26 protein-coding genes and 1 tRNA gene are annotated in these 24953 nt (G+C 64.6%); 18 read left to right on the top strand and 9 right to left on the bottom strand.

Annotated features, from left to right (window positions below):
• Position 1: 1 nt before the first annotated feature.
• Positions 2-1201 (bottom strand): LL-diaminopimelate aminotransferase, encoded by a 1200-nt coding sequence (locus ACWPM1_RS03680; protein WP_455693485.1) that lies wholly within the window; start codon positions 1199-1201, stop codon positions 2-4.
• Positions 1202-1295: 94 nt separating this feature from the next.
• On the opposite strand from ACWPM1_RS03680, the gene ACWPM1_RS03675 reads away from it, so the two are divergent.
• The 6 genes from ACWPM1_RS03675 to ACWPM1_RS03650 all read left to right on the top strand — a co-directional run bounded on the left by ACWPM1_RS03675 (position 1296) and on the right by ACWPM1_RS03650 (position 7320).
• On the top strand, positions 1296-3146 hold the full coding sequence (locus tag ACWPM1_RS03675) for a PHA/PHB synthase family protein (RefSeq protein WP_455693484.1): 1851 nt from the start codon (positions 1296-1298) through the stop codon (positions 3144-3146).
• 110 nt (positions 3147-3256) lie between these two features.
• Positions 3257-4045: a phasin family protein gene (locus tag ACWPM1_RS03670; protein WP_455693483.1), complete on the top strand. Its 789-nt coding sequence runs from the start codon at positions 3257-3259 to the stop codon at positions 4043-4045.
• Between the two features lie 136 nt (positions 4046-4181).
• On the top strand, positions 4182-4547 hold the full coding sequence (clpS, locus tag ACWPM1_RS03665; RefSeq protein ID WP_455693482.1) for an ATP-dependent Clp protease adapter ClpS: 366 nt from the start codon (positions 4182-4184) through the stop codon (positions 4545-4547).
• A gap of 93 nt (positions 4548-4640) precedes the next feature.
• Positions 4641-5873 (top strand): LptF/LptG family permease, encoded by a 1233-nt coding sequence (locus ACWPM1_RS03660; protein WP_455693481.1) that lies wholly within the window; start codon positions 4641-4643, stop codon positions 5871-5873.
• Between the two features lie 6 nt (positions 5874-5879).
• Positions 5880-6977, top strand: coding sequence for an LPS export ABC transporter permease LptG (gene lptG / locus ACWPM1_RS03655; protein WP_455693480.1), 1098 nt, complete (start codon positions 5880-5882; stop codon positions 6975-6977).
• A 61-nt stretch (positions 6978-7038) separates the two neighbouring features.
• Entirely contained in the window at positions 7039-7320 is a 282-nt protein-coding gene (locus tag ACWPM1_RS03650) for a hypothetical protein (RefSeq protein ID WP_455693479.1), read from the top strand.
• Between the two features lie 38 nt (positions 7321-7358).
• On the opposite strand, the gene ACWPM1_RS03645 is transcribed toward ACWPM1_RS03650, so the two are convergent.
• Positions 7359-8576 carry a fatty acid desaturase family protein gene (locus ACWPM1_RS03645; protein WP_455693478.1) on the bottom strand — a complete coding sequence of 406 codons (1218 nt, stop codon included), beginning with the start codon at positions 8574-8576 and terminating at the stop codon, positions 7359-7361.
• A 45-nt stretch (positions 8577-8621) separates the two neighbouring features.
• Between ACWPM1_RS03645 and ACWPM1_RS03640 the strand changes: the two genes are divergently transcribed.
• Both ACWPM1_RS03640 and ACWPM1_RS03635 read left to right on the top strand, forming a co-directional pair.
• A complete protein-coding gene (locus ACWPM1_RS03640) occupies positions 8622-9776 on the top strand; it encodes an N-acetyltransferase (protein ID WP_455693477.1) in 1155 nt (384 codons plus the stop codon).
• Between the two features lie 131 nt (positions 9777-9907).
• On the top strand, positions 9908-10339 hold the full coding sequence (locus tag ACWPM1_RS03635) for a response regulator (protein ID WP_455693476.1): 432 nt from the start codon (positions 9908-9910) through the stop codon (positions 10337-10339).
• Between the two features lie 3 nt (positions 10340-10342).
• Here ACWPM1_RS03635 and ACWPM1_RS03630 read toward each other — a convergent pair whose 3' ends face one another.
• A complete protein-coding gene (locus ACWPM1_RS03630) occupies positions 10343-10564 on the bottom strand; it encodes a hypothetical protein (protein WP_455693475.1) in 222 nt (73 codons plus the stop codon).
• A gap of 458 nt (positions 10565-11022) precedes the next feature.
• Here ACWPM1_RS03630 and ACWPM1_RS03625 point away from each other — a divergent pair, with 458 nt between their 5' ends.
• Entirely contained in the window at positions 11023-11814 is a 792-nt protein-coding gene (locus tag ACWPM1_RS03625; RefSeq protein WP_455693474.1) for a response regulator, read from the top strand.
• Positions 11815-11868: 54 nt separating this feature from the next.
• Here the strand turns inward: ACWPM1_RS03625 and ACWPM1_RS03620 are convergent, their stop codons facing one another.
• Positions 11869-13521 (bottom strand): CHASE domain-containing protein, encoded by a 1653-nt coding sequence (locus ACWPM1_RS03620; protein WP_455693473.1) that lies wholly within the window; start codon positions 13519-13521, stop codon positions 11869-11871.
• A 10-nt stretch (positions 13522-13531) separates the two neighbouring features.
• On the opposite strand from ACWPM1_RS03620, the gene ACWPM1_RS03615 reads away from it, so the two are divergent.
• Genes ACWPM1_RS03615 through ACWPM1_RS03605 form a run of 3 tightly spaced genes read left to right on the top strand, consistent with a single transcriptional unit; the run spans position 13532 to position 15771 of the window.
• On the top strand, positions 13532-13891 hold the full coding sequence (locus ACWPM1_RS03615; protein WP_455693472.1) for a NepR family anti-sigma factor: 360 nt from the start codon (positions 13532-13534) through the stop codon (positions 13889-13891).
• Positions 13891-14502: a sigma-70 family RNA polymerase sigma factor gene (locus ACWPM1_RS03610; RefSeq protein ID WP_455693471.1), complete on the top strand. Its 612-nt coding sequence runs from the start codon at positions 13891-13893 to the stop codon at positions 14500-14502. Before ACWPM1_RS03615 ends, ACWPM1_RS03610 begins: the two co-directional genes overlap by 1 nt.
• 42 nt (positions 14503-14544) lie before the next feature.
• Positions 14545-15771: an AI-2E family transporter gene (locus tag ACWPM1_RS03605; RefSeq protein ID WP_455693470.1), complete on the top strand. Its 1227-nt coding sequence runs from the start codon at positions 14545-14547 to the stop codon at positions 15769-15771.
• A 7-nt stretch (positions 15772-15778) separates the two neighbouring features.
• Here the strand turns inward: ACWPM1_RS03605 and ACWPM1_RS03600 are convergent, their stop codons facing one another.
• Positions 15779-16390 carry a superoxide dismutase gene (locus ACWPM1_RS03600; RefSeq protein WP_455693469.1) on the bottom strand — a complete coding sequence of 204 codons (612 nt, stop codon included), beginning with the start codon at positions 16388-16390 and terminating at the stop codon, positions 15779-15781.
• Between the two features lie 63 nt (positions 16391-16453).
• Complete coding sequence (locus ACWPM1_RS03595) at positions 16454-17731, bottom strand: dicarboxylate/amino acid:cation symporter (protein ID WP_455693468.1); 1278 nt, start codon at positions 17729-17731, stop codon at positions 16454-16456.
• Positions 17732-17821: 90 nt separating this feature from the next.
• Here ACWPM1_RS03595 and glmM point away from each other — a divergent pair, with 90 nt between their 5' ends.
• Genes glmM through thiD form a run of 3 tightly spaced genes read left to right on the top strand, consistent with a single transcriptional unit; the run spans position 17822 to position 20177 of the window.
• On the top strand, positions 17822-19159 hold the full coding sequence (gene glmM, locus ACWPM1_RS03590; protein WP_455693467.1) for a phosphoglucosamine mutase: 1338 nt from the start codon (positions 17822-17824) through the stop codon (positions 19157-19159).
• Complete coding sequence (locus tag ACWPM1_RS03585; RefSeq protein ID WP_455693466.1) at positions 19159-19383, top strand: DUF1272 domain-containing protein; 225 nt, start codon at positions 19159-19161, stop codon at positions 19381-19383. The genes glmM and ACWPM1_RS03585 overlap by 1 nt, the downstream gene beginning before the upstream one ends.
• Positions 19380-20177, top strand: a complete 798-nt coding sequence (gene thiD, locus ACWPM1_RS03580; protein ID WP_455693465.1) for a bifunctional hydroxymethylpyrimidine kinase/phosphomethylpyrimidine kinase — start codon at positions 19380-19382, stop codon at positions 20175-20177. Before ACWPM1_RS03585 ends, thiD begins: the two co-directional genes overlap by 4 nt.
• Here thiD and ACWPM1_RS03575 read toward each other — a convergent pair.
• Both ACWPM1_RS03575 and ACWPM1_RS03570 read right to left on the bottom strand, forming a co-directional pair.
• On the bottom strand, positions 20174-21046 hold the full coding sequence (locus ACWPM1_RS03575; RefSeq protein ID WP_455693464.1) for an LOG family protein: 873 nt from the start codon (positions 21044-21046) through the stop codon (positions 20174-20176). The two genes, thiD and ACWPM1_RS03575, sit on opposite strands and share 4 nt — an antisense overlap.
• A 52-nt stretch (positions 21047-21098) precedes the next feature.
• Positions 21099-21172, bottom strand: a tRNA-Gln gene (locus ACWPM1_RS03570).
• A 186-nt stretch (positions 21173-21358) separates the two neighbouring features.
• Between ACWPM1_RS03570 and ACWPM1_RS03565 the strand changes: the two genes are divergently transcribed.
• Both ACWPM1_RS03565 and ACWPM1_RS03560 read left to right on the top strand, forming a co-directional pair.
• On the top strand, positions 21359-22528 hold the full coding sequence (locus ACWPM1_RS03565; protein ID WP_455693463.1) for a Ppx/GppA phosphatase family protein: 1170 nt from the start codon (positions 21359-21361) through the stop codon (positions 22526-22528).
• Positions 22528-23226, top strand: coding sequence for an RlmE family RNA methyltransferase (locus ACWPM1_RS03560; RefSeq protein WP_455693462.1), 699 nt, complete (start codon positions 22528-22530; stop codon positions 23224-23226). The genes ACWPM1_RS03565 and ACWPM1_RS03560 overlap by 1 nt, the downstream gene beginning before the upstream one ends.
• Here ACWPM1_RS03560 and ACWPM1_RS03555 read toward each other — a convergent pair.
• Complete coding sequence (locus ACWPM1_RS03555; RefSeq protein ID WP_455693461.1) at positions 23223-23918, bottom strand: c-type cytochrome; 696 nt, start codon at positions 23916-23918, stop codon at positions 23223-23225. The genes ACWPM1_RS03560 and ACWPM1_RS03555 overlap by 4 nt on opposite strands.
• Before the next feature lie 132 nt (positions 23919-24050).
• Between ACWPM1_RS03555 and ACWPM1_RS03550 the strand changes: the two genes are divergently transcribed.
• Complete coding sequence (locus tag ACWPM1_RS03550; RefSeq protein WP_455693460.1) at positions 24051-24941, top strand: prephenate dehydratase; 891 nt, start codon at positions 24051-24053, stop codon at positions 24939-24941.
• Positions 24942-24953 lie beyond the last annotated feature (12 nt).

Here is a 24953-nt window from a genome sequence, read left to right as displayed (position 1 = left end):
CTCACGCGGCCGAGCTGTTGACGCCCATTTGCTGGAACCAGCGCTTCACGTTGCGGGCAGCCTGACGGAGTCGCTGCTCGTTTTCGACGAGAGCAATGCGCACGAAGCCTTCGCCGTCCTCGCCGTAGCCTACGCCCGGCGCGACCGCGACCTCAGCATGGAGCAACATCTGCTTGGAGAATTCGAGGCTGCCCATGTGCGTCAGCGCCGGGGGCAGCGGGGCCCAGGCGAACATGCTCGCGGGCGGCGGGGGAATCTCCCAGCCGGCGCGACTCATAACCTCGACCAGCACGTCGCGGCGCTTGTGATAGAGCGCGCGGTTCTTCTCGACGATGTCCTGCGGCCCGTTGAGGGCGGCGCAGGCGGCCGCCTGGATCGGGGTGAAGGCTCCGTAGTCGAGATAGCTCTTCACTCGAGTCATCGCCGCAATCAGCTGCTTGTTGCCGACCGCGAAGCCGATCCGCCAGCCAGCCATCGAGAAGGTCTTGGAGAGCGAGGTGAACTCGACCGCGATGTCCTTGGCGCCGGGCACCTGCAGGATCGAGACGGTCGGGTTGCCGTCGTAGTAGAGCTCCGAATAGGCCAAGTCCGAGATAATCCAGACCTTGTTCTCCTTCGCCCAGGCGACCAGCCGCTCGTAGAACGCCAGATCGACAGTCTCGGCGGTCGGGTTCGAGGGATAATTGACCACCAGGATGCTCGGCCGCGGCACGGTAAACGCCATCGCCCGTTCCAACGAAGCGAAGTAATTCTCGTCGGGCGTTGTCGGCACGCTGCGGATCGTCGCCCCGGCGATGATGAAGCCAAAGGTGTGGATAGGGTAGCTAGGATTGGGCGCCAGCACGACATCGCCGGGCGCGGTGATCGCGGTGGCGAGACTGGCGAGCCCTTCCTTCGAGCCCATGGTGACCACGACCTCACTCTCGGGCTCGAGGTCGACCCCGAAACGGCGGCCGTAGTAATTCGCCTGCGCGCGGCGAAGCCCGGGGATGCCCTTCGATTGCGAATACCCGTGAGCGTTGGGCTTCATCGCCACTTCGCACAGTTTTTCGATCACATGCTGGGGCGGCGGAAGGTCCGGATTGCCCATGCCGAGGTCGATGATGTCCTTGCCCGCGGCGCGTGCTGCGGCCCGCATGCCGTTGACTTCGGCAATAACGTAGGGCGGCAAGCGCTTCATGCGGTAGAATTCGTCGGTCATCGATCTCGTGGCGTTGGATGGGGTGCGTCCCGGAGCGATTGGCTGTATGCGATTCCGCGCTGCGGCGAAACCGCCTTGCTGCCAGGAGTGCCCGATGGCCGACCAAGACCGTCCCAACGATCCGCTCGCGGGATTCTTCGACATGCAGGGCGAGGCGATGCGCGAGCTGTGGGGCCAATTCGTGCCACAGAGCGCGTCCTTGCCCAAGGAATGGGCCGAGATGTCGGGCTGGGCCGAGACCGGCCAGAAGCTGCAGGCGATGTGGCTCGAGTTCATCGGCGAGAAGATGAAGGCCACCGCCACTGGTGGCCCCGCCGTCGACCCCGCGCAGTTCATGCTGATCAGCCAAGGCCTCGCCAAGGCCGCGCAGGACGGGTTCGCGGCGCAGGCGAAGCTTGCCGAGGACAGCATGAAGCTGTGGCAAGGGGTAATGGGCAGTGCCTTCGGTGGCGGCGAGGCCGAGCCCGACTTGCCCCGCAAGGATCGGCGCTTCGCGGACCCTGCGTGGCGCAACCACCCGGCCTTTGCGCTGCTCCACCAGACCTATCTCATGCTGGCCGAGTACTTCGTGCAGGCCGCGGAGCGTATCGAAGGGGTCGATCCCGAGAAGAAGGAACAGCTCACCTTCGCGATGAAATCGCTGGTGGAGGCGATGAGCCCCGACCACTTCCTCGCCACCAACCCAGTCGTGCTCCAGCGGACGATCGAGACCCGGGGGGCCAATCTCGTCAAGGGGATGCAGCACCTGATCAACGATCTCAGGCGCGGCCAACTGACGCATACCGACGCCAACGCCTTCCGGCTCGGCGAGAACATCGCGACCACCCCGGGCAAGGTGATCCACGAAGGCTCGCTCTACCAGCTCATCCAATACAGCCCGACAACGGACAGCGTGCTGGAAACGCCGCTGGTGATCTTCCCGCCCTGGATCAACCGCTTCTACATCCTCGACCTGACACCAAAGAAGAGCTTCATAAAGTGGGCGGTCGACCAGGGCCTCAGCGTGTTCGTCGTAAGCTGGAAATCGGCCGACGCGACCATGAAGGACGTAGTGTGGGACGACTACATCCGCGCGCAAATCGAAGCGATCGACCACATTCGCGCGCGGCTGTCGGTCAAATCGGTGCACGCGATCGGCTACTGCGTCGCCGGAACCACGCTCGCCGCTACGCTGGCGATCCTCGCCCGTCGCAGAGAGGCGGACAAGGTGGCGACCGCCACCTTCTTCACCGCGCAGGTCGACTTCGAGAAGGCAGGCGAGCTCAAGCACTTCATCGACGACGGCCAGCTCGAGATGATCGGTAACGTCGCCAAGGATGGCTACCTCGACGGGCGCTACATGGCGGCGACGTTCAACCTGCTGCGCGGGCGCGACCTCATCTGGAACTACGTGGTCAACAACTACCTGCTGGGCGAAGACTACCCGGCCTTCGACCTTCTCCACTGGAACGGCGATGTCACCAACCTGCCCGCCAAGTGGCACGGCGACTACCTGCGCGACCTCTACCGCGGCAACAAGCTGGTGGTGCCCGACGCGATGGAGGCCGACGGCACGCCGATCGACCTTACCCGGATCGAGACCCCGATCTACATCCAAGCCGGCAAGGAGGACCACATCGCACCGGCCGAGAGCGTGTGGCGGATGACCCGCCATGTGCGCGGCGACACGACCTTCGTGCTGGCCGGCTCGGGGCATATTGCCGGCGTGGTCAACCATCCCGACGCGGGCAAATACCAGTACTGGACGGGCGACAGCGCGGCACCGAGCCTGGCGGAGTTCGTCGAAAACGCGACCGAGCATCCCGGTAGCTGGTGGCCGCATTGGCGCGAGTGGCTCGAGGCACGCGGAGGCAAGACTGTCCCCGCGACCGGCAAACGCGCTCCGGGCGGCCAAGGCGATACGGTCATCGAAGACGCACCCGGGCGGTACGTCAGAGCCCGCTAACCCCTTGGCGTAACAGCCATATCCGGTACTATGTTGCACTGCACAAAATCCGCTTGACTTCGCGGGTGCAATGCCTATTTTGTGCAGTGCAACATTAGGAGCGAAGTTCCATGGCCACCCAGGCTGAACCAAAGACCGTCGAGACCAAGGCGGACGCCGCCGCCGAGAAGGCATACGCCGCCGCGAGCGAAACCGTCAGCCCCAAGAAGACCGACGAGGCGTCCAAGCCCGCCGCCAAGATCGACGCCGCCGTAGCCGAAGTGAAGGCCGCCCCGAAAAAGGCGAAAAAGACCGTCCGCAAGGCAAAACCGGCCGCCGCCAAGAAGGTCGCTGCGCCGCGCAAGCCGGCCACGCCGAAGAAGATCGCTGCCAAGGTCAAGCCGGCTGCCAAGCCCGCCGCGCCGAGGGCCGCTAAGCCTTCCACCACCACAACCGTTTCCAAGCTGAAGGACCGTATCATGGCCACTGCCAAGACCACCGATTTCACCGCCTCCGTGAAGAATGCTACCGCCGAAGCGCAGACCCGCGCGAAGGCAGCCTACGAGAAGCTGCAGGCCTATGCCGGCGAGATGACCGAAGTCACCAAGGGCAACGTCGAAGCCGTCGTCGAGTCGGGCAAGATCCTCGGCGCGGGCGTGCAGGATATCGCGCGCAGCGAAGTCGAAGCCGCCAAGGGTGCCTTTGAGACCCTGACCGCCGACCTCAAGGCGATGGCCGCGGTGAAGAGCCCGACCGAGCTGTTCAAGCTGCAGGGCGAGATCGCCCGCCGCAACTTCGACATGCTGGTCGCTCGCACCTCGAAGAACGCCGAAGTCGGCATGAAGCTCGCCAACGACGCATTCGCGCCGATCTCGAGCCGCATGAGCCTCGCCGCCGAGCGCCTCTCGAAGGCCGCGTAAGCGACCCTCGCGCAAGCGAAACGAAAACGATAGCGGGCCGGACGGTGCAGACCGTCCGGCCCGTTGCCGTTCGTGCAGCCTTAACCTTGCCCGCGCATCTTGCGGCCTGCCCTTTCGATACGATATTGCGAACCCGATGACCGATCGCTTCCCCGACCTCCCGCTGCCAACTACGTCCGCCGGGCAGGACGATGGCGCTGATACCGGCGATCAGATCGGCGTTGCCACCAAGACCCGCGCCAAGCCGAAGAAGCCAAGTCAGTACAAAGTGCTGCTACTCAACGACGATTACACCCCGATGGAGTTCGTCGTGATGGTTTTGAAGCGCTTCTTCCGCATGGATCTGGAGCAGGCAACGCGGGTCATGCTCCACGTCCACCAGCGCGGCGTCGGTGTGTGCGGCGTATTCCCTTACGAAGTGGCCGAGACCAAAGTGAACCAGGTGATGGACTTTGCCCGGCAGAATCAGCACCCGCTGCAGTGCACACTGGAGAAAGCTTGAGGCAGCATTGCCGCCCCCGCCGTCGATGACAGGGCATGACCTTGCGGCGGTTTGTCGCTAAAGGCGCGCCGGAACCGAGAGACCGCCGCCCCCTTGTTCACATTCCTGCCCGCCATCGACCGTTATATCTTTCGGCTGACCATCATGCCGATGCTCGGGGTGTTCGCGCTCGCCGCCTCGCTGCTCGTGCTCGACAAGATGCTCCGGCTGCTCGATTTCGTGGCCGTGCAGGGCGGGCCCATCGGCGTCGTGTTCAAGATGCTGGCGACGATGATGCCGGAGTACGCCAGCCTCGCGATCCCGCTGGGCCTGCTCCTCGGCACCTTGTTCGCATTCCGCAAACTGGCGACCTCGAGCGAGCTTGACGTGATGCGTGCGGTCGGCCTCGGCTACACCCGGCTGCTGCGGGTGCCGTACATGATCGGCGCGCTGCTGATCGCGGTGAACGTCGTGCTGGTGTTCTACGTCCAGCCGGTCAGCCGCTACTGGTATGAACGGCTCGATTACGAGCTGAGATCCGGCGCGCTCGGGGCCTCAATCAAGGTAGGCGAGTTCACTACCCTCAAGGACCGGATGGCGCTGCGCATCGAGCGCAGCGAGGACGAGGGAAGGCGGCTGATCGGCATCTTCGCCCGCGTGGCCAACGATAAGGGGCAAGTCCTGTCCATCTCGGCCAACGAGGGATCGTTCCTCGCCACCAGCGACAGTCCCGACACGATCATCCTGCGTCTCACGAACGGGATCATCGTCCAGGACATGGGCGGTACGGCGACGCCGCGCGTTCTGAGCTTCAGCCGCCACGACCTGCCGATCGATCTGCCCACCGTGGCCAAGTTCCGCGCCCGCGGCGACGAAACTCGGGAGTACATCTTGCCAGAGCTGCTCCGCATCGGTTGGGGCGGAGACGCGGAAACGCGCTCGGCCGAGGCCAGCAGCCAGGCCAGCTTCAACTTCCGGCTCGTCGAGGTCGTCATGATGCTGCTGATGCCGCTGCTCGCGGTGGCCTTGGCGATCCCGCCCAAGCGATCGACCAGTGCGCTGGGCGTCTTCGTCGCCATCGTGATGGTGGTCGCGTATCATAAGATCAATCAGTACGCCGAAGACTTCGCCGGTCTGGGCCGGGTCGACCCCACAGTCGCCCTGTGGCTGCCATTCGCGCTTTTCGGAGCCTTGATACTGTGGATGTACTGGCGGGTAGCCTATGTTCCCGGAGGTCAGGCGATCGGCGCCCTCGAGTCCGGCTTCAATAAGGCCGCCAAGCGGCTGCGCAAACTGCTCCGGCGCACTGCCCCCAGCGCCGCACCGATGCTGGCGCCGGCCGAGTAAACCCCGATGCAGTTCGACTTCTTTCCTTCGCGGACGCTGACGCTTTACCTCGCGAAGCTCTTCGTAGTGCGCATCTTTGCGGTCCTAGTGATGTTGGTGCTCGTCTTGCTTATGCTCGATCTGCTCACCGCGAGCGGAAAGATTCTGGCCGTGCCGGGCAACACCCAGTCCGAAGTGTGGACTTACGCGACCTTGCGCATGCCTCAGCTCGTCGCCCGCTTCCTTCCCTATTCCGTACTGCTGGCGACGATCATCACCCTCGTCGGGTTGAACCAGAACAGCGAGGTTGTGGCCATGAAGGCCGCCGGGATGAGCGCGCACCAGGTGCTGTCCCCGCTGATCCTCACGGCGCTGGTGATCGGGATCGCCAGCTTCGCCTTCAACGAACGGGTCGTGACTCGCGCCAACGCCACGTTGAAAGCCTGGGATGCGGTGAAGTTCGCCGAGGTGCCGAGGGACTCCGGCGTGCGAGCGAATGTCTACGTGACCGAGGGATCCGATATTCTGTCGGCCAGTACCGTTTCTGGGGCGGGCGAGGCCACCGAGTTAACTGGCGTGACCTGGTATCGACGTGCCCCGAGCGGAGCCATCGCCGACCAAATCCGCGGCTCGCGCGCGACATGGACCGGCGAGGGCTGGAGACTTGAAGATGCGGTCCGCTTCGAAATCGCGGGCGCGCGCAGCTACCGACTGGGCGATGTCGTGATAGGCCAGGCCTTGACCCCTCGCCAGGTGTCCCTTGGAGGGGCAGATCCGGACTCGCAGTCGTTCTGGCAACTGCGCGAGACTATCGCCGACTACGAAGCAGCCGGGCGTCGGACGGCGGAGATGAAGTCCAAGTGGTGGCACAAGCTCGCTGGTCCGCTCTCTTCAGTCCTCATGCCCTTGCTCGGCGCGGTGGCTGCCTTCGGGCTCGCTCGATCGGGGCAAGTGTTCGTACGAGCCGTGATCGGCATGGCGCTCGGGTTCGCATACTTCGTCGTCGACAATGCCGCACTCGCGATGGGCAATTTCGGAGGGTACCCTCCCCTGCTCGCGGCATGGGCACCCTTCGTGCTGTTCGCCCTCATCGGCGAGACTGTGCTCATTCGTACCGAAGAGTGAAATAAGGCGGAACTTTGGCAAATGTCGCCAGTTTCGGGAATCCCCACGCTGGAGGACATTTATGAAGAAGCTTGCTTTTACCGCCCTCGCTGCCTCGCTCGCGCTTGCCGCTTGCGCTGACAGCACCCCGGAAGACGCGACGGCAACCGACGCCGCTGCCGACACCACGATAACCGAGCCGATGCCGGCCGATACGACGGCGACCACCGATCCGATGGCAACCGACACCGGCATGGCGGGCGACCCGGCCACCACCCAGACCGGCACGGACACCACCGGCACGACCACCACCACAACCGGTGGCACGACTGCTACGCCGACAACCGGCGCGACTCCGGAGTAATCAGCATCGTCACGCGCGGCGCGCGGTGGGGCTGATGCTCAGCCGCTACCGGCGCTCGAGGGGGCCGTCTCTATAGAGGCGGCCCCTTTTTCGCGGGTGTCGCGCAGCTTAGCGCCTCGGGGCGCGCGCATCGTGTTGGCGGCGATCCGCCCCACGAGAGGCGCCATGCCGCGATAGTGCGCGCGGCCATATGTCGCCTGCGCCCCGCCATGAGCGGCTAGGCGGCGATGGGCCTCCGGCAGTGAATGATAAGGCAGCGACGGCAACAAATGGTGCAGGGCATGGTAGCGAAGCCCAACCGGCGCCCAGAGTTCGGCGACATAACCCGGTGGCGGGACGTTCACCGTATCGAGATATTGCGCGGTCACGCTCATGGGCTCCCCCTCATTCTCCCACAGGTGGGCAACGAGCGTGCGAAGCTGGTTGAGCACCGCCACTGCCGAGAATACCGCCAGTGCCACCGCTAGCGGCCGCCAACCCAAAGCGACGATGCTCGCAATCAGGGCGACACCCCATAGCGCGGCGCCAGTCTCAAGCAGCACGAAACGAAGCTTGTCCTTCGGATCGGCTGCCCGCCGGCGGAAGTCGGGATTGATGGCGAGCGTCGAGAAGCGCTCCCAATTCAAGCGCCTGATCTTGGGGAATATCAGTCCCAGCGGAGCGAGAACTCCATACCGGATCACAAGCGCCGGCGGAGCCAGCAGTGCGATGAGCAGGAAAAGCGGCAAGCTCCACGGCTTCATCAGCGCCAGCGGCAGGTACTCCGGATCCTCCGGAGTGCCGTATCGCTTGCGCGAGTGATGTATGGTGTGGCCATCCTCGTACATGAAGGAAGGCGTCAGCATGGGAATGCCGACGAGCAGGTTCCACGTGGTGCGGAACCCAGGTAGCGCGTCGCGATGGAGATGCGTCAGCTCGTGGATAAACAACAGCGCCCGATAGAGCGCCAGGGTGGATATCACGCCTAGCGCTAGCGTCGCCCAGCCCAGCGGAAGGAAGATGGCGCCAACCAAGGCGGCATAGCCAAGGGCAGCCGAACCCAACATGTCGGGCCAGTAGATGGTCCCCTTCGCCTGCGCGAGGTCGCGGGTCATCTCCGCGGCGGCGCGTAGCAGCGCTTTGTCATCCTGATCGCGCGCGCCTGAGTACCCCGGCGAAACCGGCTCAGTCTGCGAGGGAGGAACACTGGCTGTCATTTCCTGCTTTTCCGAAGCGAGCGCGCGTCCTATCCGGCGCACCCGGGCCTCGCGGGCCATAACCGTGTTGCACTCGACCCGGGATGAACGAGGGCGGAGCGATCGATGCGGAAGATAGAGGTCACTCCAGTCACCAGCAAGCGGGACCGGCGCGATTTCGTAGATCTGAGTTATCGCCTCAATGGCAAAGACCCGAACTGGGTGGCGCCGCTGCGCAGCGAGGCGTCGGAGCTCATCACTCCGGGCAGCAATCCGTTCTTCGAGCACGCGGATGTCCAGCTCATGCTTGCTCGCGAGCATGGCCGGGTGGTTGGCCGCATTTCTGCCCACATCGACCGTCTCGCCCTGTCGCAGCCTGCCGAGCAGGGAATGGGGCCCGGTACCGGCAATTGGGGCTTGCTTGAGGCCGAGGATGAGGAAGTCGCGCACGAGCTCATAGCGCGGGCAGAGGCCTGGCTTCGCGCTCGTGGAATGACCCGAGTTCTTGCCCCGTTGAGCATGTCGATCTGGGAAGAACCGGGGCAACTCGTCCGCGGACACGACCACCCACCGACGGTGATGATGGGGCACCAAAAGAAGGACTATGCCGACTGGATCAAAAGCGCCGGCGGCTACAAGCCCGCGAAATCGCTCCTGACCTACGAACTCGATGTCACCCGGGAATTTCCCCCGCTGATCCAGCGGATAGTATCGGCCGGGGAGCGGAATGAACGCATCCGCATCCGCAACGTCGACAAGAAACACTTTGACGCCGAAGCAAGGCTGATCCTCGAGATCTTGAACGATGCCTGGTCGGATAACTGGGGCTTCGTGCCCTTTACCGAGGCGGAAATCGCTTACGCGGGCAAGAAGTTCAAACCCATCGTTTTCGAGGATCTCATCATGATCGCCGAATACGATGGGGAGCCCGTCGCTTTCATGATGACATTGCCGAACTTGAACGAGGTGCTCGCTCCGCTTCAGGGCAGGCTCCTCCCGTTCGGTTGGGTCAAATTGCTATGGTGGCTACGCCGGCCAAAGGTGCGCACCATGCGCGTGCCACTCATGGGTGTGCGCAAGAAGCTACAATCCTCGCGCATGGCAAGCCAACTGGCGTTCATGATGATCGAGCATATCCGGCGAAATGCCGTATCTCGCTACGGAGCCCAAAGGGGCGAGATCGGATGGATTCTCGACGACAATCAGGGGATGGTCGCGATCGCGGAGGCAATCGAGAGCAGGGTGAATCGCGAGTATGTCGTGTACGGAAAGACCCTCTGAAGCCACTTTGGTGGCGTGGACGACACGGGGTAGCGCAATTCGAAGAAGCCGGTGGAACCGCCGGTAATGGGCGCTGTTCGCATAGTGCTTGAAGAGGCTATGATGCCTTACGGCGCAGGGAGACGGGCGACTTGGCGAAAGCAGCATCCGAGGGAAAGACCAGGCGGGCGCTGGGTGACGTTCTGCTCGTCGAAGACGATGCACTGATCGCGGTAGCTCTAGAAGGCTCGCTGCTCGACGCCGGTGCCAAGTCGGTGACGATCTGCACGACGACCGCGGAGGCGCTCGCTGCTTTGCGCGATCACAAGCCGGACTCGATGGTGCTGGACATCCACCTGGCCGATCGCGACGACGGCTGGGCGATCGCAGAACTCGTCAATTCGGTTGGGCCCAACCCTCCGCGGATCGTGTTCTCGACCGGCTCCCCGCAAGACATACCTTCCGAGATTGCGGAGCTCGGACCAGTGCTTGAGAAACCGTACGACCATGCAGAGCTGATCGCAGCGCTGCGCCGGCCGCCGCGAGCGGGCCTCCTCGCGCGCATCAAGCATGCGTTGAGCTGACGCTTATTCGTCGTCCCGCCTGGCACTCCGGCTGGCGGACGCGTCGTGGCCGCTCTTGTCGCTGAAGAACGCCAGGGCGAACAGGCCGCTGCCCAGCAATACCGAGAAGAAAACCCCCAGAACGGTCGCGACGACTGCGTGCGGGCTCCATTCCCCCACCAGACGCAGATAAACGAGAGCGGCAATGACCATCGCCACGCCCGCCAGCGCAACCCATTTGATCATGCGACGAAATTCGCCAGCGGCTTTGTCTCGTTCGCTCGTCATAGCTACGAAGTGGGTATTGAGAACCACATCCTCAACGTCTCGCCCGAACAAAAAAAGGCCTCCGCTCTGCTTACAGAGCGGAGGCCCTTCGGGATCGTATCACCAGCCGCTTGGACGGGAGGGGGGGTCTCGGCGGTGACAAAGGTAAAATGCCCCACCCCCAGCAGCGTTCCCACCCCGTTCAAACTTTTTTGCAAATCTTCGCATCGCGACACATCAGCGTTGAAATCCCTCAATATCCTTGAACTCAATAGGCGCTAGCGCAGCCGCGTTCGTTCGTCTTCTCCATCACCCTATCCAACCCACAGGCCATGCGCGATTGTGACCGGGATGCCCGTAGGGCGCTTGTCAAAGCCGCAGCGGAACCATAGGCGCGGGGCCACGTTCTGTGCGCAGAAATTGACGGAAGGGATTGCATGTCGCTCGGGGATCAAGTCGCCGCTAACCTGCCATATCTGCGCCGCTACGCGCGCGCGCTAACTGGCTCACAGCACACAGGCGACGCGTTCGTACGCGCCACGCTAGAAGCCGCCTTGGCCGACGATGAGGTGAAACAGTCGCTCGCTGGTGGTCGGGTGCCCCTGTACAAAGCCTTCAATAAAGTGTGGTCGAGCGCCTACCTCGAGGTGGCCGATGCCGAGGCCGACTCCCACCACGAGAATGCCGCCCAGGATCGCCTGCGTACGATCACGCCGCTTAACCGTCAGGCGCTGCTACTCACCACGCTCGAGGATTTCTCGGTGTCCGACGCCGCTGAAATCATGGAGATGGACCCTCGGGACGTGGAAACGATGGTCCAGGAAGCGGTCGATGAAATCGATCGCGAATCGACCACGAGCGTTCTGATTATCGAAGACGAACCGCTTATCTCGATGCAGCTCGAGGATCTCGTCCGCTCGCTAGGGCACGAAATCTGCGGGACCGCGGCAACTCGTACGCAAGCCCAGGAAGTCGTGGCCGAGCGCACTCCGGGACTGGTGCTCGCCGACATCCAACTTGCCGACGGCTCTTCGGGGCTGGATGCCGTGGACGACATCCTCGCGATCGACAGCGTACCGGTGATCTTCATCACGGCTTACCCCGAGCGGCTGCTTACCGGCGATCGCCCGGAGCCCACTTATCTGGTCACCAAGCCATTCCAAGAATCGACCGTTCGCGCGGCGATCAGCCAGGCGCTGTTCTTCGGGTCCAGCCGTCCGCTCGGATAATCGGCGAAGTGTGCCGATAGCCTAGTTCAAATCCGCTTGTGGCGGGCCTTTCCTTTATGAGGGCCGTGCGCGCCTCCGTGCGCGAATTTCGAACTCGCTCGGTGACCGCACCGGCACATGCAATGTACACGACACGCCAGTTTCCTCGAACCTGAGATCCACCGGGTGACGAAGCTCGTGAGCCACGATCTTTTCGATGAGATCGGTCCCGAACCCGCGCGAGCGTTGTGGGGGGACGGGCGGACCGCCGCTTTCCACCCAGCGCAAGCTGGCGAGATCCGGCCGGTCCAACGCCCATGTCACGCGCACTTTCCCGCCGGGCGCGGATAGCGCCCCGTACTTGCTGGCGTTGGTAGCCAGTTCGTGTATCGCCAATCCGAGCGACAGTGCATCGTTGGGGGCAAGCTCGACCTCGGGGCCAGCCAGTTCGATCGCGCCCTCGGAGCGAGCATAGGGCGCGAGCTCCGCTTCGACCACGGATCGCACCGGCGTGGTGCTCCAGTCCGACTGGGTGAGAAGATCGTGCGTCGCCGACAGCGCGCGGATGCGCCCGTCGAGACCTTCGGCGAATTCGTCGAGGCTGGTCGCGCGACGGCGGGTCAGGCTGACGATCGAAAGCACGTTGGCCAGCGTGTTCTTTACCCGGTGATTGAGTTCTCGGGTGAGCGTGTCGCGGATGGAATTCTGCTCCGCCAGCCAGTCGAGCGAGGCCTGGTCCTCGACCGCTTGCTGGGTCAGCAACCGGGCCACCACCATCAGCAAGCTCGCCACTAAGAGACCGAACAGCAGCGTCAGCATCGACAGCATGGACAATGTTTCGCCGCGGGTTGATTCGACCGTGAGCAGCATTGGCCGGTTGGCGATAGTGACGATCTGAGTAATAGTGCGCCCGCTTCGGCTGGCGGGCTCAATCTCTGCCAGCAACGCCGAAGGATCGCTGTCGCTCCCATCATGGAGGCGTACGCCCATCCCGCTGTCGTTACTTTGCTGCACCGCAGACTCCAGGAAGTCGCGGGCATCGAAGGGGCTGTAGATGAATCCCTTGAGGCGGCGAGTTCCGTCGACTTGGTCGAACACTGGCATGTAGATCAGGAACCCAGGGGAATCGTCCTGGATGAGCAGAACTCGGCCGCTCGCTGTCGGACGCATCGCCCGCTCGGCCTCGTCCATGGCGGCACGACGGACTGGATCGGAGTACATGTCGTAGCCCAGCGCACGCCGGTTTCGTGCCGTGTCGGGCTGCAGGAAGGTGACCGGAAGCAACTGACCCCGGCCACCTTGCGGGCGGGGGCGCACTCTCGGCATGCCTGCTACCTCGGCGCTAGTACGCAGTTCGAACTCGTCGATCTCGTTGGACGAAATCACCTCTGCCCACCCGACGCCCTCCGCTCCGCGGTAGTCGGAGTCGAGGCGCAGTTCGCTTACAAAGCGGTGAAACAGAGTGGCCGGCACTCGCTCGACAGTGCTGAACAGCGCCGCGCCGGCACGAAGATATGCCGACGACGTGTTGCCGCGCCGTTCGATCGCCGAGGCGATAGATTGGGCGGTTTCGGATAGTTCGGCTTCCTCGCGGCGGTTCTCGCCGCGCTCGATGGCGAAGACGCTGAGCGCTGTGATCGCGACGATCAGCATGAAAATCGTCAGCGGCGTGGCGCGTGGATAAGAGACCAGCCATCGCCGCGTACGGCGCCGGTTTTGGTCGGTCACTTGCAAAGCGATGCCCCCGCCCCTTCGATTTCTGTCCCGGCCTAGTCGATACCGCGGAAGTGAGAAGGGAACAAAGGCGCGCAACCTTCGTTCCCCGCTTTATAGGTCCATCACCAGGACGGGTTTTCGCGCGCGCGCGGGACTTTTCCGTAGGGATCACCACATTGGGGCGGGAACGGCATTGGACAAGCGATCAACCGGCAAGTCGCCGCGCGGGGGGCTAGGCAAGAATTCGACCGTGAGAAAGAATAAACAGAACCAGGCACCAGGATGGGCTTCGGGCTTGCGTCAACTATACGATTCCGTGGCGCACGAGCCGCTGCCGGACAGTCTAAAGGATCTGTTGTCGAAGCTGGACAGCAAGAGCTGATGGCCGACCCACAGCGGACGGCCTCCGACGAGGCCGATTTCAAACGCGAACTGACCGAGGTGGTACCGCATCTCCGCGCTTTCGCGCGCGGCCTGTGCGGCCGCCCGGACATGGCCGACGACCTCGTTCAGGAAACCTTGCTGAAGGCGTGGGCCGCGCAGGAGCGGTTCGAGCCGGGCACCAGCATGCGGGCGTGGACCTTCGTCATACTCCGCAATGCGTATCTGACCGACATGCGGCGCAACCGCTTCCGCGGGGACTACGACGAATCTGTCGCCGAGCGCATCCTGACGGCGCCGGCCGGCCAGGAAGAGCCGATCCATCTCAGCGACATGCGCCGCGCCCTGCTTACGCTACCGCCCGAGCGGCGCGAGGCTCTCCTGTTAGTTGGCGCGGGCGGCTTCTCCTACGAGGAAGCGGCCGAGATTTGTGGCTGTGCTGTGGGTACGATCAAGAGCCGGGTAGGCCGTGCCAGGGCCGCGCTCACTACGATGCTCGAAGATGGCTCCATGCCCAAGCGCTCGATCGACGACGCAGGTGCTCACCGCGCGATCCTCGAGGAACTCGACGTCGTGGCCGCGGGCAATGGCGTCAGTGAGCCGACCCGCTAGCGGCTTGCACCCTTCCTTCCTTCGCGGCAGACTCGCTCCCGAGTGCAGGGGGTTTTGAACATCATGAATGAAGCGCGGACTACGACCGGTAGCGAACCGGACGCGCTGCCGCGCACGGGCCGCCCTTCCGGCCGTACGGCGCGGATGACGTTCGCCGCTCAGGAACTGCGGCTGATATCGGCGCTTGTCGTTATCCTCGGGTTGGGCCTGTTCCTCGCACTACCGTTCGTCCTGTCGATCGGTTCGGTCGTCTTCCTTCCTCTCGTGACCGCCTTGATCCTGACGATCGTGCTTTCGCCGCTGGCGGACAAGCTGGCGGGTTGGGGCCTGCCGAACGTGCTCGCCTCGCTTATCGCGCTGCTGGTAATGATAGCTACCGTCGCGCTGGCTGGTATTCTGATTCTCCAGCCGGCGATCACCCTGTTCGACTCGCTACCGGCGATCATCGATCAGCTTGGCCAGCGCTTCACCGAACTCCAGCGTCAGTTTGCTTGGCTGGCCCAAGCCAACGACCGGCTGTCTGATCTCACCGGCCAGTCCGGCAACGAAGTGGTCCTCGCAGGCCCCTCCGCCCTTGAGCAGTTTGCCTACGCGACGCCCAGCGTGGTTCTCGAAACCCTGCTCACGGTCCTGATGACGTTCTTCATGGTGGAGGCGCGGGTTCGGATGCGGCGGCGTCTGCTGCTCGAACGGAGCGACTTTGGGGCGAGCCTCAAGGCCGCCCGAGTTATTCGCGACGTGCAGGACAGGGTCGCCGCCTACATTCTGACGGTGACGTGGATCAACGCAGCAGTGGGTGTCGTAGTCGCGCTCGGCGCTTGGGCCTTCGGCTTGGAAGCTCCGGTCATGTGGGGCGGTCTGGCCGCGATCCTCAACTTCATCCCCTACATTGGACCGCTCATAATGGTGGCCATCCTGGCATTGTTCGGGGTCGGGACCGCGGATACCGCCCTGCTCGGGATCATCCCCGCCGCGGCCTATCTCGGACTCCATGCCGTCGAGTCGAACGTCGTGACGCCGTCCATACTCGGCGCCCGCTTCACGATGAATCCGGTCCTCATCCTCATCGCGCTGAGCTATTTTTCATGGATCTGGGGCGTCTTCGGCGGCCTTCTGTCGGTGCCGATCCTGCTGACCCTCACGGCCTTCTTCGATCATGTGGGCCGGCCGAATCTCGTAGGCTTCGTCTTCGGCGAGCCCCTATTTCCTGTCGAAGGCCCCGATCCCGGATCCGATGTAGACCCTGGACCGGCCGGGGCTTCGGGCTAGCATCCAGTTACGCCGGGTATTTCCAGGTCGTTCCGCGCGCGAGGTTCTCGGCGGCGAACTCCCAGTTGAGCTTGCTGTCGATCACCGCCGCAAGATAGGCCGGCCGCAGATTCTGGTGGTCGAGGTAATAGGCGTGCTCCCACAGGTCCACCACCAGGAGCGGATTGGCATCCTGGTCGGCAAAAGTGTCGCCATCATGCGTCTCGCCGATCTCAAGGCGGCCACCACGCTCTAGCAACCAGACCCAGCCATTCGAGAAATGACCCGCGCCACGCTCCTTCAACTGCGTCTTCAGGTCGTCGAACGAACCAAAAGCGGCCTCCATCTTCCCTGCCAACTCACCGGTCACCTCAGCCGGACTCTCACACAGCGAATGCCAATAGAACCCGTGGTTCCAACTCTGCGCGGCGTTGTTGAATAGCGCTCCATTGCTACCACGGGCTTCGGCGATAACCGCTTCGAGGTCGGAGTCGGCCAACGCCGTACCGGCGACTGCGGCGTTGGTCTTGTCGATGTATGCCTTGTGATGCTTGCCGTGGTGGTAGCTCAGCGTCTTCGCGCTGATCGCCGGCTCCAGCGCGGTGTCCGCGTAGGGCAGCGGCGTGACTTGAAAAGCCATGAAAATCTCCGGTCAGGGAAAATGGGTGAGCGGTCGCTCTCTCCCGCAACGCGCGAGGCGGGCTCAGGGTTGCAGAACGGGCCCGGATTTTTCGCCCCGGTCGACTACCGTCGCAAGTGCCACGTCGGCGGTGACGTTGCCTACCGTCCGCATGAGGTCCGGTAGCATCTCGACTGCAACCAAAAGGGCGAGGGGCCCGATCGGTGCGCCCATGGCAAGGGCGATCGGGCCCACGGACACCACGAAGCTGATCGTACCAGGCAGGCTTACCGAGCCGATCGCAATGACGAACGCAACGGCAACCCCCGCGGCCAAGGCGGCCGGAGTCAGCTCAACGCCAGCGAGGTGGGCCACGTAGATGGCGACGGCGAGGTTCATTGCGGGGCTGGTCGCGCGGAACACCGCGACAGCGAGCGGGAGCACGAATTCCGCGGTCTCCTCGTGCAGATGTAATCGCCGCGCTGTATCGAGCATCGCCGGCAAGCTCGCGAGCGAGCTTTGGGTCGAAAGGGCCACGGCATGTGCCGGGATCAGCGCCCTCGCAAAGCGCGCCGGCCCGATTCCGCCGCCTAGCCACGTCAACATGAACATGGCGACGAACACTACAGTGCCGACCGCGACGACCATCAGGATGTAGTGAATGAGGGTTGCGAACGCTGCTCCCCCGCTCGCGGCTCCGACCGCGAGGGCAAGGGCGAACACACCCACCGGCGCGATCCACAAGACCCAGCCAATAATGCGCAGCATGGTATTCGCGACGGCGCGGAAGAAGCCCACCAGCAACTCGCGCTGATCTGCTGGAAGGCTGGCCAGAGCGAGCGCGAACGCGGCGAAGAACAAGGTGAGGGGCAGCATGGCCGTCTCGGCGGCTGCCGCGACCACGTTGGGCGCGATTAGCGATTCGATGAAGGCCCCGAGGCTCGGCACTTCCTGTGCCTGGCCGGCAGCGGACAGCACTCCGGACGCGGCCGCTGGCGGCGGAAATAGCGTTAGCAGTGCCGGAGTGATCAGCACACTCATGGTGCCGGAGAACAGCAGGATGGCAAAGATCCAGCCGATCATTCGTCGGGCCGCGGCACCGGCGCGCGCGGCTTCGGCCATGCGAGAAATGCCGAGAACGAGGAGCGAGGCCACCAGCGGAACGATGGTCACCTGCAGCGCGCGCAGCCAGAGGGTGCCCACCGGCTTGGCGATCGCGAGCGCCGGCTCGAGCACACTCGTCCGGGTAAGGGCGAAGCCCACCACGATTCCGGCGACAAGCCCGGCCAGCGTCCAACCCGCCGGTATCCGCACACTAATCAGTTGCGGGCCGCTGGCCCTTTGCTCGATCGTCTGGTTCATTGCTCGCTTGATAGCGTCTCACGGCCTAGTGACAACGCAAAGGCTTCCCGCCATGGCATTTTCGGCAAGAGAAGGTCCCGGCACAGCTACATGACACGCAAGTTCTTCGGCACCGACGGCATTCGGGGACGCACCAACGAAGGGGTGATGACGGCTGCGGTCGCCATGAAAGTGGGCCAGGCGGCCGGCCGTCACTTCCTCCGCGGCGACCACCGCCATCGAGTCGTGATCGGCAAGGACACGCGGTTGTCGGGTTACATGATGGAGAGTGCGCTCGTTGCCGGGTTTACCAGCGTGGGGATGGACGTCGTCATGACTGGCCCGCTCCCGACCCCGGCGATCGCGCTGCTCGCGCGCGAGTTGCGGGCCGACCTCGGCGTGATGATCAGCGCCAGCCATAATCCTTTTGAAGACAACGGGATAAAGCTGTTTGGCCCTGACGGATTCAAGCTTTCCGACGCCGATGAGCTGGCGATCGAGGCGCTCTTGGCCGAAGAGCCGGTGCTGGCCGACGCGCCGCATGTCGGCCGCGCGAGGCGGATCGAGGACGCCCGTGGGCGCTATATCCATGCAATCAAGCGCTCGATTCCGGCCGAAATACGCTTCGATGATCTCAAAGTAGTGCTCGATTGCGCGAATGGTGCAGCATATCAGGTCGCACCCAGTGCAATCTGGGAACTCGGCGCGAAGATCGTCCCGCTCGGGATCTCGCCCAACGGCATCAACATCAACAAGGACGTCGGCAGCACTTCGCTCGAGGCGATCAAGGCCAAGGTGGTCGAGGAAGGCGCCGACATCGGCCTAGCGCTCGACGGTGACGCCGATCGGCTGATCGTCGTCGACGAAAAGGGCGAGACGGTCGACGGCGATCAGATCATGGCGCTCATCGCGCTCGGCATGCAGCGCGACGGGCTGCTCAAGGGCGCGGGCGTGGTCGCGACGGTCATGTCGAACCTCGGGCTCGAGCGTTTCCTGCACGCCCTCGGGCTCACCCTCGAACGCACCCAGGTCGGCGACCGCTACGTGCTCGAACGAATGCGCGAGGGCGGCTTCAACCTTGGCGGCGAGCAATCGGGCCACATGATCCTGCTTGACCACGGGACCACCGGCGATGGCACAGTGGCCGCGCTCAACGTCCTCGCCGCGCTGGTCCGCTCGGGTAAACCGGCGAGCGAGTTGCTGCACCAGTTCGACCGCGTCCCGCAGCTCCTCAAGAATGTCCGCTATGCCGGCGGCGCGCCGCTGGAAAACCCGCGGGTGAAGGACGCCATCGCCGCTGGCGAGGCGGAGCTTGCCGGCCGTGGGCGCCTGGTCATCCGCGCCTCGGGCACCGAACCGCTCATCCGCGTGATGGCCGAAGGCGACGACGCGCGGCAGGTCGAGCAAGTGGTCGATGCCATCTGTGACGCGGTGAGAGAGGCGGTCTGATGCTCGAGATGCGGCCCGACTGCGAGCGGTGCGGCAACGATCTTGCGGCTGACACGCCCGGCGCGTTCATCTGCAGCTTCGAATGCACCTTCTGCGCCGACTGCGCCGAGGCGCTCGACGACCGCTGCCCCAATTGCGGCGGCGAACTGATGGACCGCCCCACCCGCGCCAAAAAGCTGCAAGACAAGTACCCGCCCAGCACCGAACGGAAGTTCAAGGGGTGAACGCGCCGCCCCGCGTGCTTGCGATCGCCGGCTCCGACAGCTCGGGCGGCGCGGGTATCCAGGCCGACATCAAGACTATCGCGATGCTGGGTGGCTACGCAATGACCGCGATTACCGCGGTAACCGCGCAGAACACCGTCGGCGTCCAGGCGATCGCTCCGCTCAGCGGCGACGTGGTGGCGGAGCAAATCGCCTCGTGTGTCGACGACATCGGGGTGGACTCGATCAAGATCGGCATGCTGCACGACATCGAGATCATCGAAGCGGTCGCCGGATCGCTGAGCTCGGTCACGGTGCCGATCGTCCTCGACCCGGTCATGATCGCGACTTCGGGTGCGCCCCTGATCGCCGAAGAGGCCATCGCCGCGATGAAGGAGCGGCTTTTCCGGCGCGCGACAGTGATAACGCCCAACCTGCCGGAGCTGGAGCATCTGGCCCGCCGCACCCTGCGCGACACCGACCAGATCACCGGCGCCGCCCTGGCCTTGGCCGAAGAGTTCGGCTGCCACGTGCTCGCCAAGGGTGGCCATACCGAAGATGCGCGGGTGATCGACCTGCTCGTCGGCCCGGGCGACACTCGCGCCGTGGCGTTCGACGATCCGCGGATCGATACCCGCCACACCCACGGTACCGGCTGCACGCTGTCGGCGGCGATCGCCACACTGCTCGGCTACGGGCAGCCGCTGGAGCATGCGGTCCGTATCGGGCGTCAGTTCACTCGGCGCGCCATCCAGGCCGCTCCCGGCTTCGGGGCGGGCAACGGCCCGCTCGGTCACCAAGCGGTGCGGAACTAGTCCTTCAGTTCGTAGAAGGCCTTGATGTGGCCCCAGGCCTCATCGGCGGTCTCGCACCAGCGGAAGAGATTGAGATCCGCCTTCGAGATCACCCCTTCTTCCGCGAACGCTTCCCAGTCGATTACCCGCGTCCAGAAATCCTTGCCGAACAGCAGGATCGGCATCGGCCTGATCTTGCCGGTCTGCACCAGCGTGAGAAGCTCGAAGAACTCGTCGAACGTACCGAAACCGCCCGGGAACACCGCCACCGCCTTCGCCCGAAGCAGGAAGTGCATCTTCCTCAGCGCGAAGTAGTGAAACTGGAAGCTCAGGTACGGCGTGACGTACTGGTTCGGCGCCTGCTCGTGCGGAAGCACGATGTTGAGCCCGATCGATTCGGCGCCGGCATCGCTTGCGCCGCGGTTCGCGGCTTCCATGATGGAAGGTCCGCCACCCGAGCAGATCACGAACTGGCGCTTCCCTTCCTGGATAATGGCGCGCTCGCTCACCATCCGCGCAAGGCGATAAGCCTCGTCGTAATACTTGGCCTTCTCGGCCAGCCGCTCGGCGATGACGCGGTTGTCGTCGCTCGCATTCTTCAGCAGCGCATCGACGTGGTCGGGCGAAGGTATCCGGGCCGAACCGTACATCACCAGGGTCGAGCCGACCCCGGCTTCGTCGAGCAGCATCTCGGGCTTCAGCAATTCGAGCTGGAAGCGGACCGGGCGCAGTTCCTGGCGAAGGAGGAAATCGGTGTCCTGGAACGCGAGCCGATAGGCCGGATGCCTCGTCTGCGGCGTATCCGGACTGGCCTTTTCGCTGAACGCCGCTTCCTGGTCGGCACCGTAAAACTTGCGCCCTTGAAGGTCGCGCTCTTCTCTATCTGTCATTGGCTCGCCGATAGGCGGCGGCGGGGGGCCGCACAAGGAGTCGTCAAGTGATTGGATGCCCCGCAAGGATTCGAACCTTGATTGACGGAGTCAGAGTCCGCTCTCTTACCATTAGAGGACGGGGCATCGGCGCGCGGGCACCGGCCCGCTGGCGAGGGGGCGCACTTAGTTTCGCGTGAGCATGAGGTCAAGGGCGCCGCGCATGGCCGGCTGCGCGCCCCGCTTGCCGTTCCGCTGACTCGCCGCTAGCGTGGGCGTCAGGTCCTCGTGGGATTTATCACTCTGCCCGCGAGAGGAACAGAAAGCGTTGTAATGGCGGATCAATCTCCGCCGGACGGACAAAGGAGCCTCGGCAGGAAGACTGGCATCAAACGGGGCAAAACGTCCGGCAAGGTAGCCGATTTTCGCTACAAGCGCCCCGCACAGTCTGAAGCCCGAAGCAACGGCAAGTCACTCCCGGGCCGCGACGATATGACGCGGCATGCCACCGGACCCGGGTCGCCGCGGCGGCAGGCCTACGCGGCCCTCGATCTGGGCACCAACAACTGCCGGTTGCTGATCGCGCGGCCCGAAGGCGAACACTTCACGGTGATCGACGCCTTCAGCCGGGTTGTCCGCCTGGGCGAAGGGCTAGCGGCCAGCGGGCGACTGAGCGAAGCGGCGATGGACCGCGCGCTCGGCGCCCTGCAGGTCTGCGCGGAGAAGCTCAAGAGGCGCAACGTCTTCCTTGCGCGGTCGGTGGCGACCGAGGCCTGCCGGCGCGCCGAGAACGGCGCGGACTTCATCGAGCGCGTCCGCGCCGAGACCGGGATCGCGCTCGACATAATCTCAGCGCAGGAGGAGGCGCGCCTGGCCGTTCTCGGCTGCCATATCCTTCTCGAGCAGGGCCACGGCCCCGCGGTGATCTTCGATATCGGAGGCGGATCGACCGAACTGGTGCTGATCGAGCCCGGCGAGCGGGTACCCCACATCATCGACTGGGCCAGCGTTCCGTGGGGCGTCGTTTCGCTTACCGACACCGTCGGGCGCCCCGAGGGCGACGACGAGGCGGCGCGCCTGGAGCGGTACGCCCGGATGCGGATGCTGGTCTCGGACAGCTTCGCTCCCTTCGCCGGGCGGATCCAAGACGCAGGTGGCGCCGAGGACATCCGTTTGCTCGGCACCAGCGGTACCGTGACCACGCTCGCCAGCCTGCATCTGGGGTTGCCGCAATACGATCGCCGGGCCGTTGATGGATTGATCGTGCCCTCGGTGGCTATGCGCCAGATCAGCGACAAGCTGTCGGCTATGTCGCTCGAGCAACGCCGCACGCTCCCTTGCATCGGGCCGGATCGGGCCGACCTCGTCGTTGCCGGCTGCGCCATTCTCGAGTCGATCCTCGACATCTGGCCGGCCGACCGCCTGGGCGTAGCGGACCGGGGCATTCGCGAGGGTATCCTGCGCAGCCTGATGGCGGGCAACCCTGCCCCCTGCAACGTTTGATGCCGCGCGGCGGCAAGGACGTCGGCAAGCGGGTTAAGACCGCGCGCGGCCGGACCGCTTCGTCCAACCGCTGGCTCTCGCGGCAGCTCAACGATCCGTATGTGCGGCAGGCCAAGGCCGAAGGCTATCGCAGCCGGGCGGCTTACAAGCTGATCGAGCTGGACGAGAAGTTCGCCGTTCTCAAAGGCGCCAACCGCATCATCGACCTCGGGGTGGCGCCCGGCGGCTGGGCGCAGGTGGTGCGGAAGATGCGCCCCAAGGCTACTGTCATTGGCATCGACCTGTTGCCGACCGAGCCCATCGACGGCGTAACCTTGCTGGAAATGGACTTCATGGGCGACGCCGCGCCCGCGGCGCTAACCGAGGCGCTGGGCGGGCTGCCGGATCTGGTGCTGTCGGACATGGCCGCCAATACGGTCGGTCATAAGCAAACGGATCACCTGCGCACGATGGGCCTGGTCGAGGCGGCGGTCTGGTTCGCGGTCGAACACCTCGCACCCGGCGGCACGTTCGTCGCCAAGGTCTTCGCCGGCGGCACCGACGCCGAGATCCTGGCGCTGCTCAAAAAGCATTTTCGCACCGTGAAGCACGCCAAGCCGCCCGCGAGCCGCAAAGGCTCCAGCGAGTGGTACGTAATCGCCCAGGGATTCAAGGGCGAGCGGCAGGCGCCTCGCGAAGAGGAGGCGGAACCGGCCTAGTTCTCGCCCTTGTTGGTCTGGGTGGGCTGGTCGCCGACCGGATTGGCCACCGCGCCGGCCGCTTCCTGGCCTGGCTTCGCCGCCGGCCCGGCGGTTGCGCTCGGGTCGCCGGCAGCGGCGGCTTCGGCTTCCTCTCCGGCGGGTGCAGCCGCCTCGGGAGTCGGCAGTGCCGGCCCGCCGCCCTGCTGGCGCAGGTACAGGATGATGTTCGCGCGGTCCTGCCCGTTGGACAGGCCTGCGAAGCTCATTTTCGTGCCTGGGGCGAAAGCCTTCGGGTTCGAAAGCCAGGCGTCCATGTTCTCGTAAGACCAATCGCCGCCATGCCCCGACAGGGCGCTCGAGTAGGCAAAGCCGGCTGCATGCTTGCCGATCGGCTTGCCCATCACGCCGAACAGGTTCGGGCCCTGCTTGACCGCGCCGCCCTGGTCGAACGTGTGGCAGGTTCCGCAGCGGCCGGTCGCGGCCTTCTCGCCCGCAGCGGCATCGCCGCTCGCGAGGAGCGCAGCAAGGCCAGGTCCCTCGTCGGCCCCGCCTTCGCCTTCCTCGACCACGCCTTCGGGCACGAAGCCCATGTGGTGAGGGCGATGGGGCTTGTCGGCTTCGAAGTACTTCGCGCTCACGCTCGATAGGCCGAGCGCGACGATGCCGGAGAACAGAACCCAGCCGGCGGCGGTGTTGAAACGGTCGTCCATGCGTTAAGCTATCCGCGTTTTTGGAATGGAAGGTGCGGGTTTGCGCCGCGCTCTAGTGAGACGACCGTGCCGGCGCAAGGGTTCCGATGCGACTTGCCCCGCGAATGATGCACAGCTACCCGCCGCGCGACGATGGACAGCTTTCCCGCTCCCGCCCGCTCGATGGTCGAAGCGATGCAGACGGCGGCCGCTGCCGACCCTGCCCGCGCCATCGCGTTCTCGGGAGCGCCGGGGGCCAACTCGCATCGCGCGGCGCTCGAAATGCGTCCCGACGGGTTGCCGCTACCCTGCTTCAGCTTCGAGGACGCGATCGATGCGGTGAAGGCCGGACGTGCCGCGTGCGCCGCGATCCCGATCGAGAACAGCCAGCACGGCCGGGTGGCGGACATTCACTTCCTCCTGCCCGAAAGCGGGCTCAGCATCGTCGGCGAGCATTTCCTGCGCATCAACCACGCGCTGATGGCGCTGGGTCCCGGCCCGTTCGAGGCCGCCTACAGCCATCCCCAGGCCTTGGGGCAGTCGCGCCGCTACTTGCGCGAGCGCCGCATCGTGCCGCTGAGCTACGCCGACACGGCCGCCGCGGCCGCTTTCGTCGCCGAGCGCGGAGACCCTGGCATCGCCGCGATCGCGCCCCCCCTCGCCGCCGAGTTCTACGGGCTTCGGATCATCGACAACGATGTGGAGGACGCGCCCGACAACACCACGCGCTTCCTGGCGCTGGCGCCCGAGCCGCTGGAGCCCGCGACCATCGCCCGGCCGACGATCACGACGTTCGTGTTCGAGGTGAAAAACGTGCCCGCAGCGCTCTACAAGGCGCTCGGCGGCTTCGCCACCAACGGCGTCAACATGACCAAGCTCGAAAGCTATCAGCAAGGGGCGAGCTTCTCCGCGACGATGTTCTTCGCGGACATAATCGGCAAACCCGGCCACGCGCCGGTCGACCGGGCGCTCGAGGAATTGGCGTTCCACTGCAAGGAGCTGCGCATTCTCGGCACATACCCGCAGGAGCGGGTGCGGGGGTAGTTGTCTCGTAGC

The sequence above is a fragment of the Tsuneonella sp. HG249 genome, assembly GCF_053819205.1.
Note: the sequence above shows the minus strand (reverse complement) of the source record. Positions and strands in the feature narration are given on the sequence as shown.

Excerpts from the sequence above, each read along its gene's own strand:
- ACWPM1_RS03625 (WP_455693474.1), top strand. The coding sequence starts at position 11,023 with ATGTCGCTCGGGGATCAAGTCGCCGCTAACCTGCCATATCTGCGCCGC.
- ACWPM1_RS03565 (WP_455693463.1), top strand. The coding sequence starts at position 21,359 with ATGGCGGATCAATCTCCGCCGGACGGACAAAGGAGCCTCGGCAGGAAG.
- ACWPM1_RS03600 (WP_455693469.1), bottom strand. The coding sequence starts at position 16,390 with ATGGCTTTTCAAGTCACGCCGCTGCCCTACGCGGACACCGCGCTGGAG.
- ACWPM1_RS03680 (WP_455693485.1), bottom strand. The coding sequence starts at position 1,201 with ATGACCGACGAATTCTACCGCATGAAGCGCTTGCCGCCCTACGTTATT.
- ACWPM1_RS03555 (WP_455693461.1), bottom strand. The coding sequence starts at position 23,918 with ATGGACGACCGTTTCAACACCGCCGCCGGCTGGGTTCTGTTCTCCGGC.
- ACWPM1_RS03640 (WP_455693477.1), top strand. The coding sequence starts at position 8,622 with ATGCGGAAGATAGAGGTCACTCCAGTCACCAGCAAGCGGGACCGGCGC.
- glmM (WP_455693467.1), top strand. The coding sequence starts at position 17,822 with ATGACACGCAAGTTCTTCGGCACCGACGGCATTCGGGGACGCACCAAC.
- ACWPM1_RS03595 (WP_455693468.1), bottom strand. The coding sequence starts at position 17,731 with ATGAACCAGACGATCGAGCAAAGGGCCAGCGGCCCGCAACTGATTAGT.
- clpS (WP_455693482.1), top strand. The coding sequence starts at position 4,182 with ATGACCGATCGCTTCCCCGACCTCCCGCTGCCAACTACGTCCGCCGGG.
- lptG (WP_455693480.1), top strand. The coding sequence starts at position 5,880 with ATGCAGTTCGACTTCTTTCCTTCGCGGACGCTGACGCTTTACCTCGCG.
- ACWPM1_RS03650 (WP_455693479.1), top strand. The coding sequence starts at position 7,039 with ATGAAGAAGCTTGCTTTTACCGCCCTCGCTGCCTCGCTCGCGCTTGCC.
- ACWPM1_RS03615 (WP_455693472.1), top strand. The coding sequence starts at position 13,532 with ATGCCCCCGCCCCTTCGATTTCTGTCCCGGCCTAGTCGATACCGCGGA.
- ACWPM1_RS03585 (WP_455693466.1), top strand. The coding sequence starts at position 19,159 with ATGCTCGAGATGCGGCCCGACTGCGAGCGGTGCGGCAACGATCTTGCG.
- ACWPM1_RS03575 (WP_455693464.1), bottom strand. The coding sequence starts at position 21,046 with ATGACAGATAGAGAAGAGCGCGACCTTCAAGGGCGCAAGTTTTACGGT.
- ACWPM1_RS03560 (WP_455693462.1), top strand. The coding sequence starts at position 22,528 with ATGCCGCGCGGCGGCAAGGACGTCGGCAAGCGGGTTAAGACCGCGCGC.
- ACWPM1_RS03675 (WP_455693484.1), top strand. The coding sequence starts at position 1,296 with ATGGCCGACCAAGACCGTCCCAACGATCCGCTCGCGGGATTCTTCGAC.
- ACWPM1_RS03645 (WP_455693478.1), bottom strand. The coding sequence starts at position 8,576 with ATGGCCCGCGAGGCCCGGGTGCGCCGGATAGGACGCGCGCTCGCTTCG.
- ACWPM1_RS03670 (WP_455693483.1), top strand. The coding sequence starts at position 3,257 with ATGGCCACCCAGGCTGAACCAAAGACCGTCGAGACCAAGGCGGACGCC.
- ACWPM1_RS03630 (WP_455693475.1), bottom strand. The coding sequence starts at position 10,564 with ATGATCAAATGGGTTGCGCTGGCGGGCGTGGCGATGGTCATTGCCGCT.
- ACWPM1_RS03610 (WP_455693471.1), top strand. The coding sequence starts at position 13,891 with ATGGCCGACCCACAGCGGACGGCCTCCGACGAGGCCGATTTCAAACGC.
- ACWPM1_RS03550 (WP_455693460.1), top strand. The coding sequence starts at position 24,051 with ATGGACAGCTTTCCCGCTCCCGCCCGCTCGATGGTCGAAGCGATGCAG.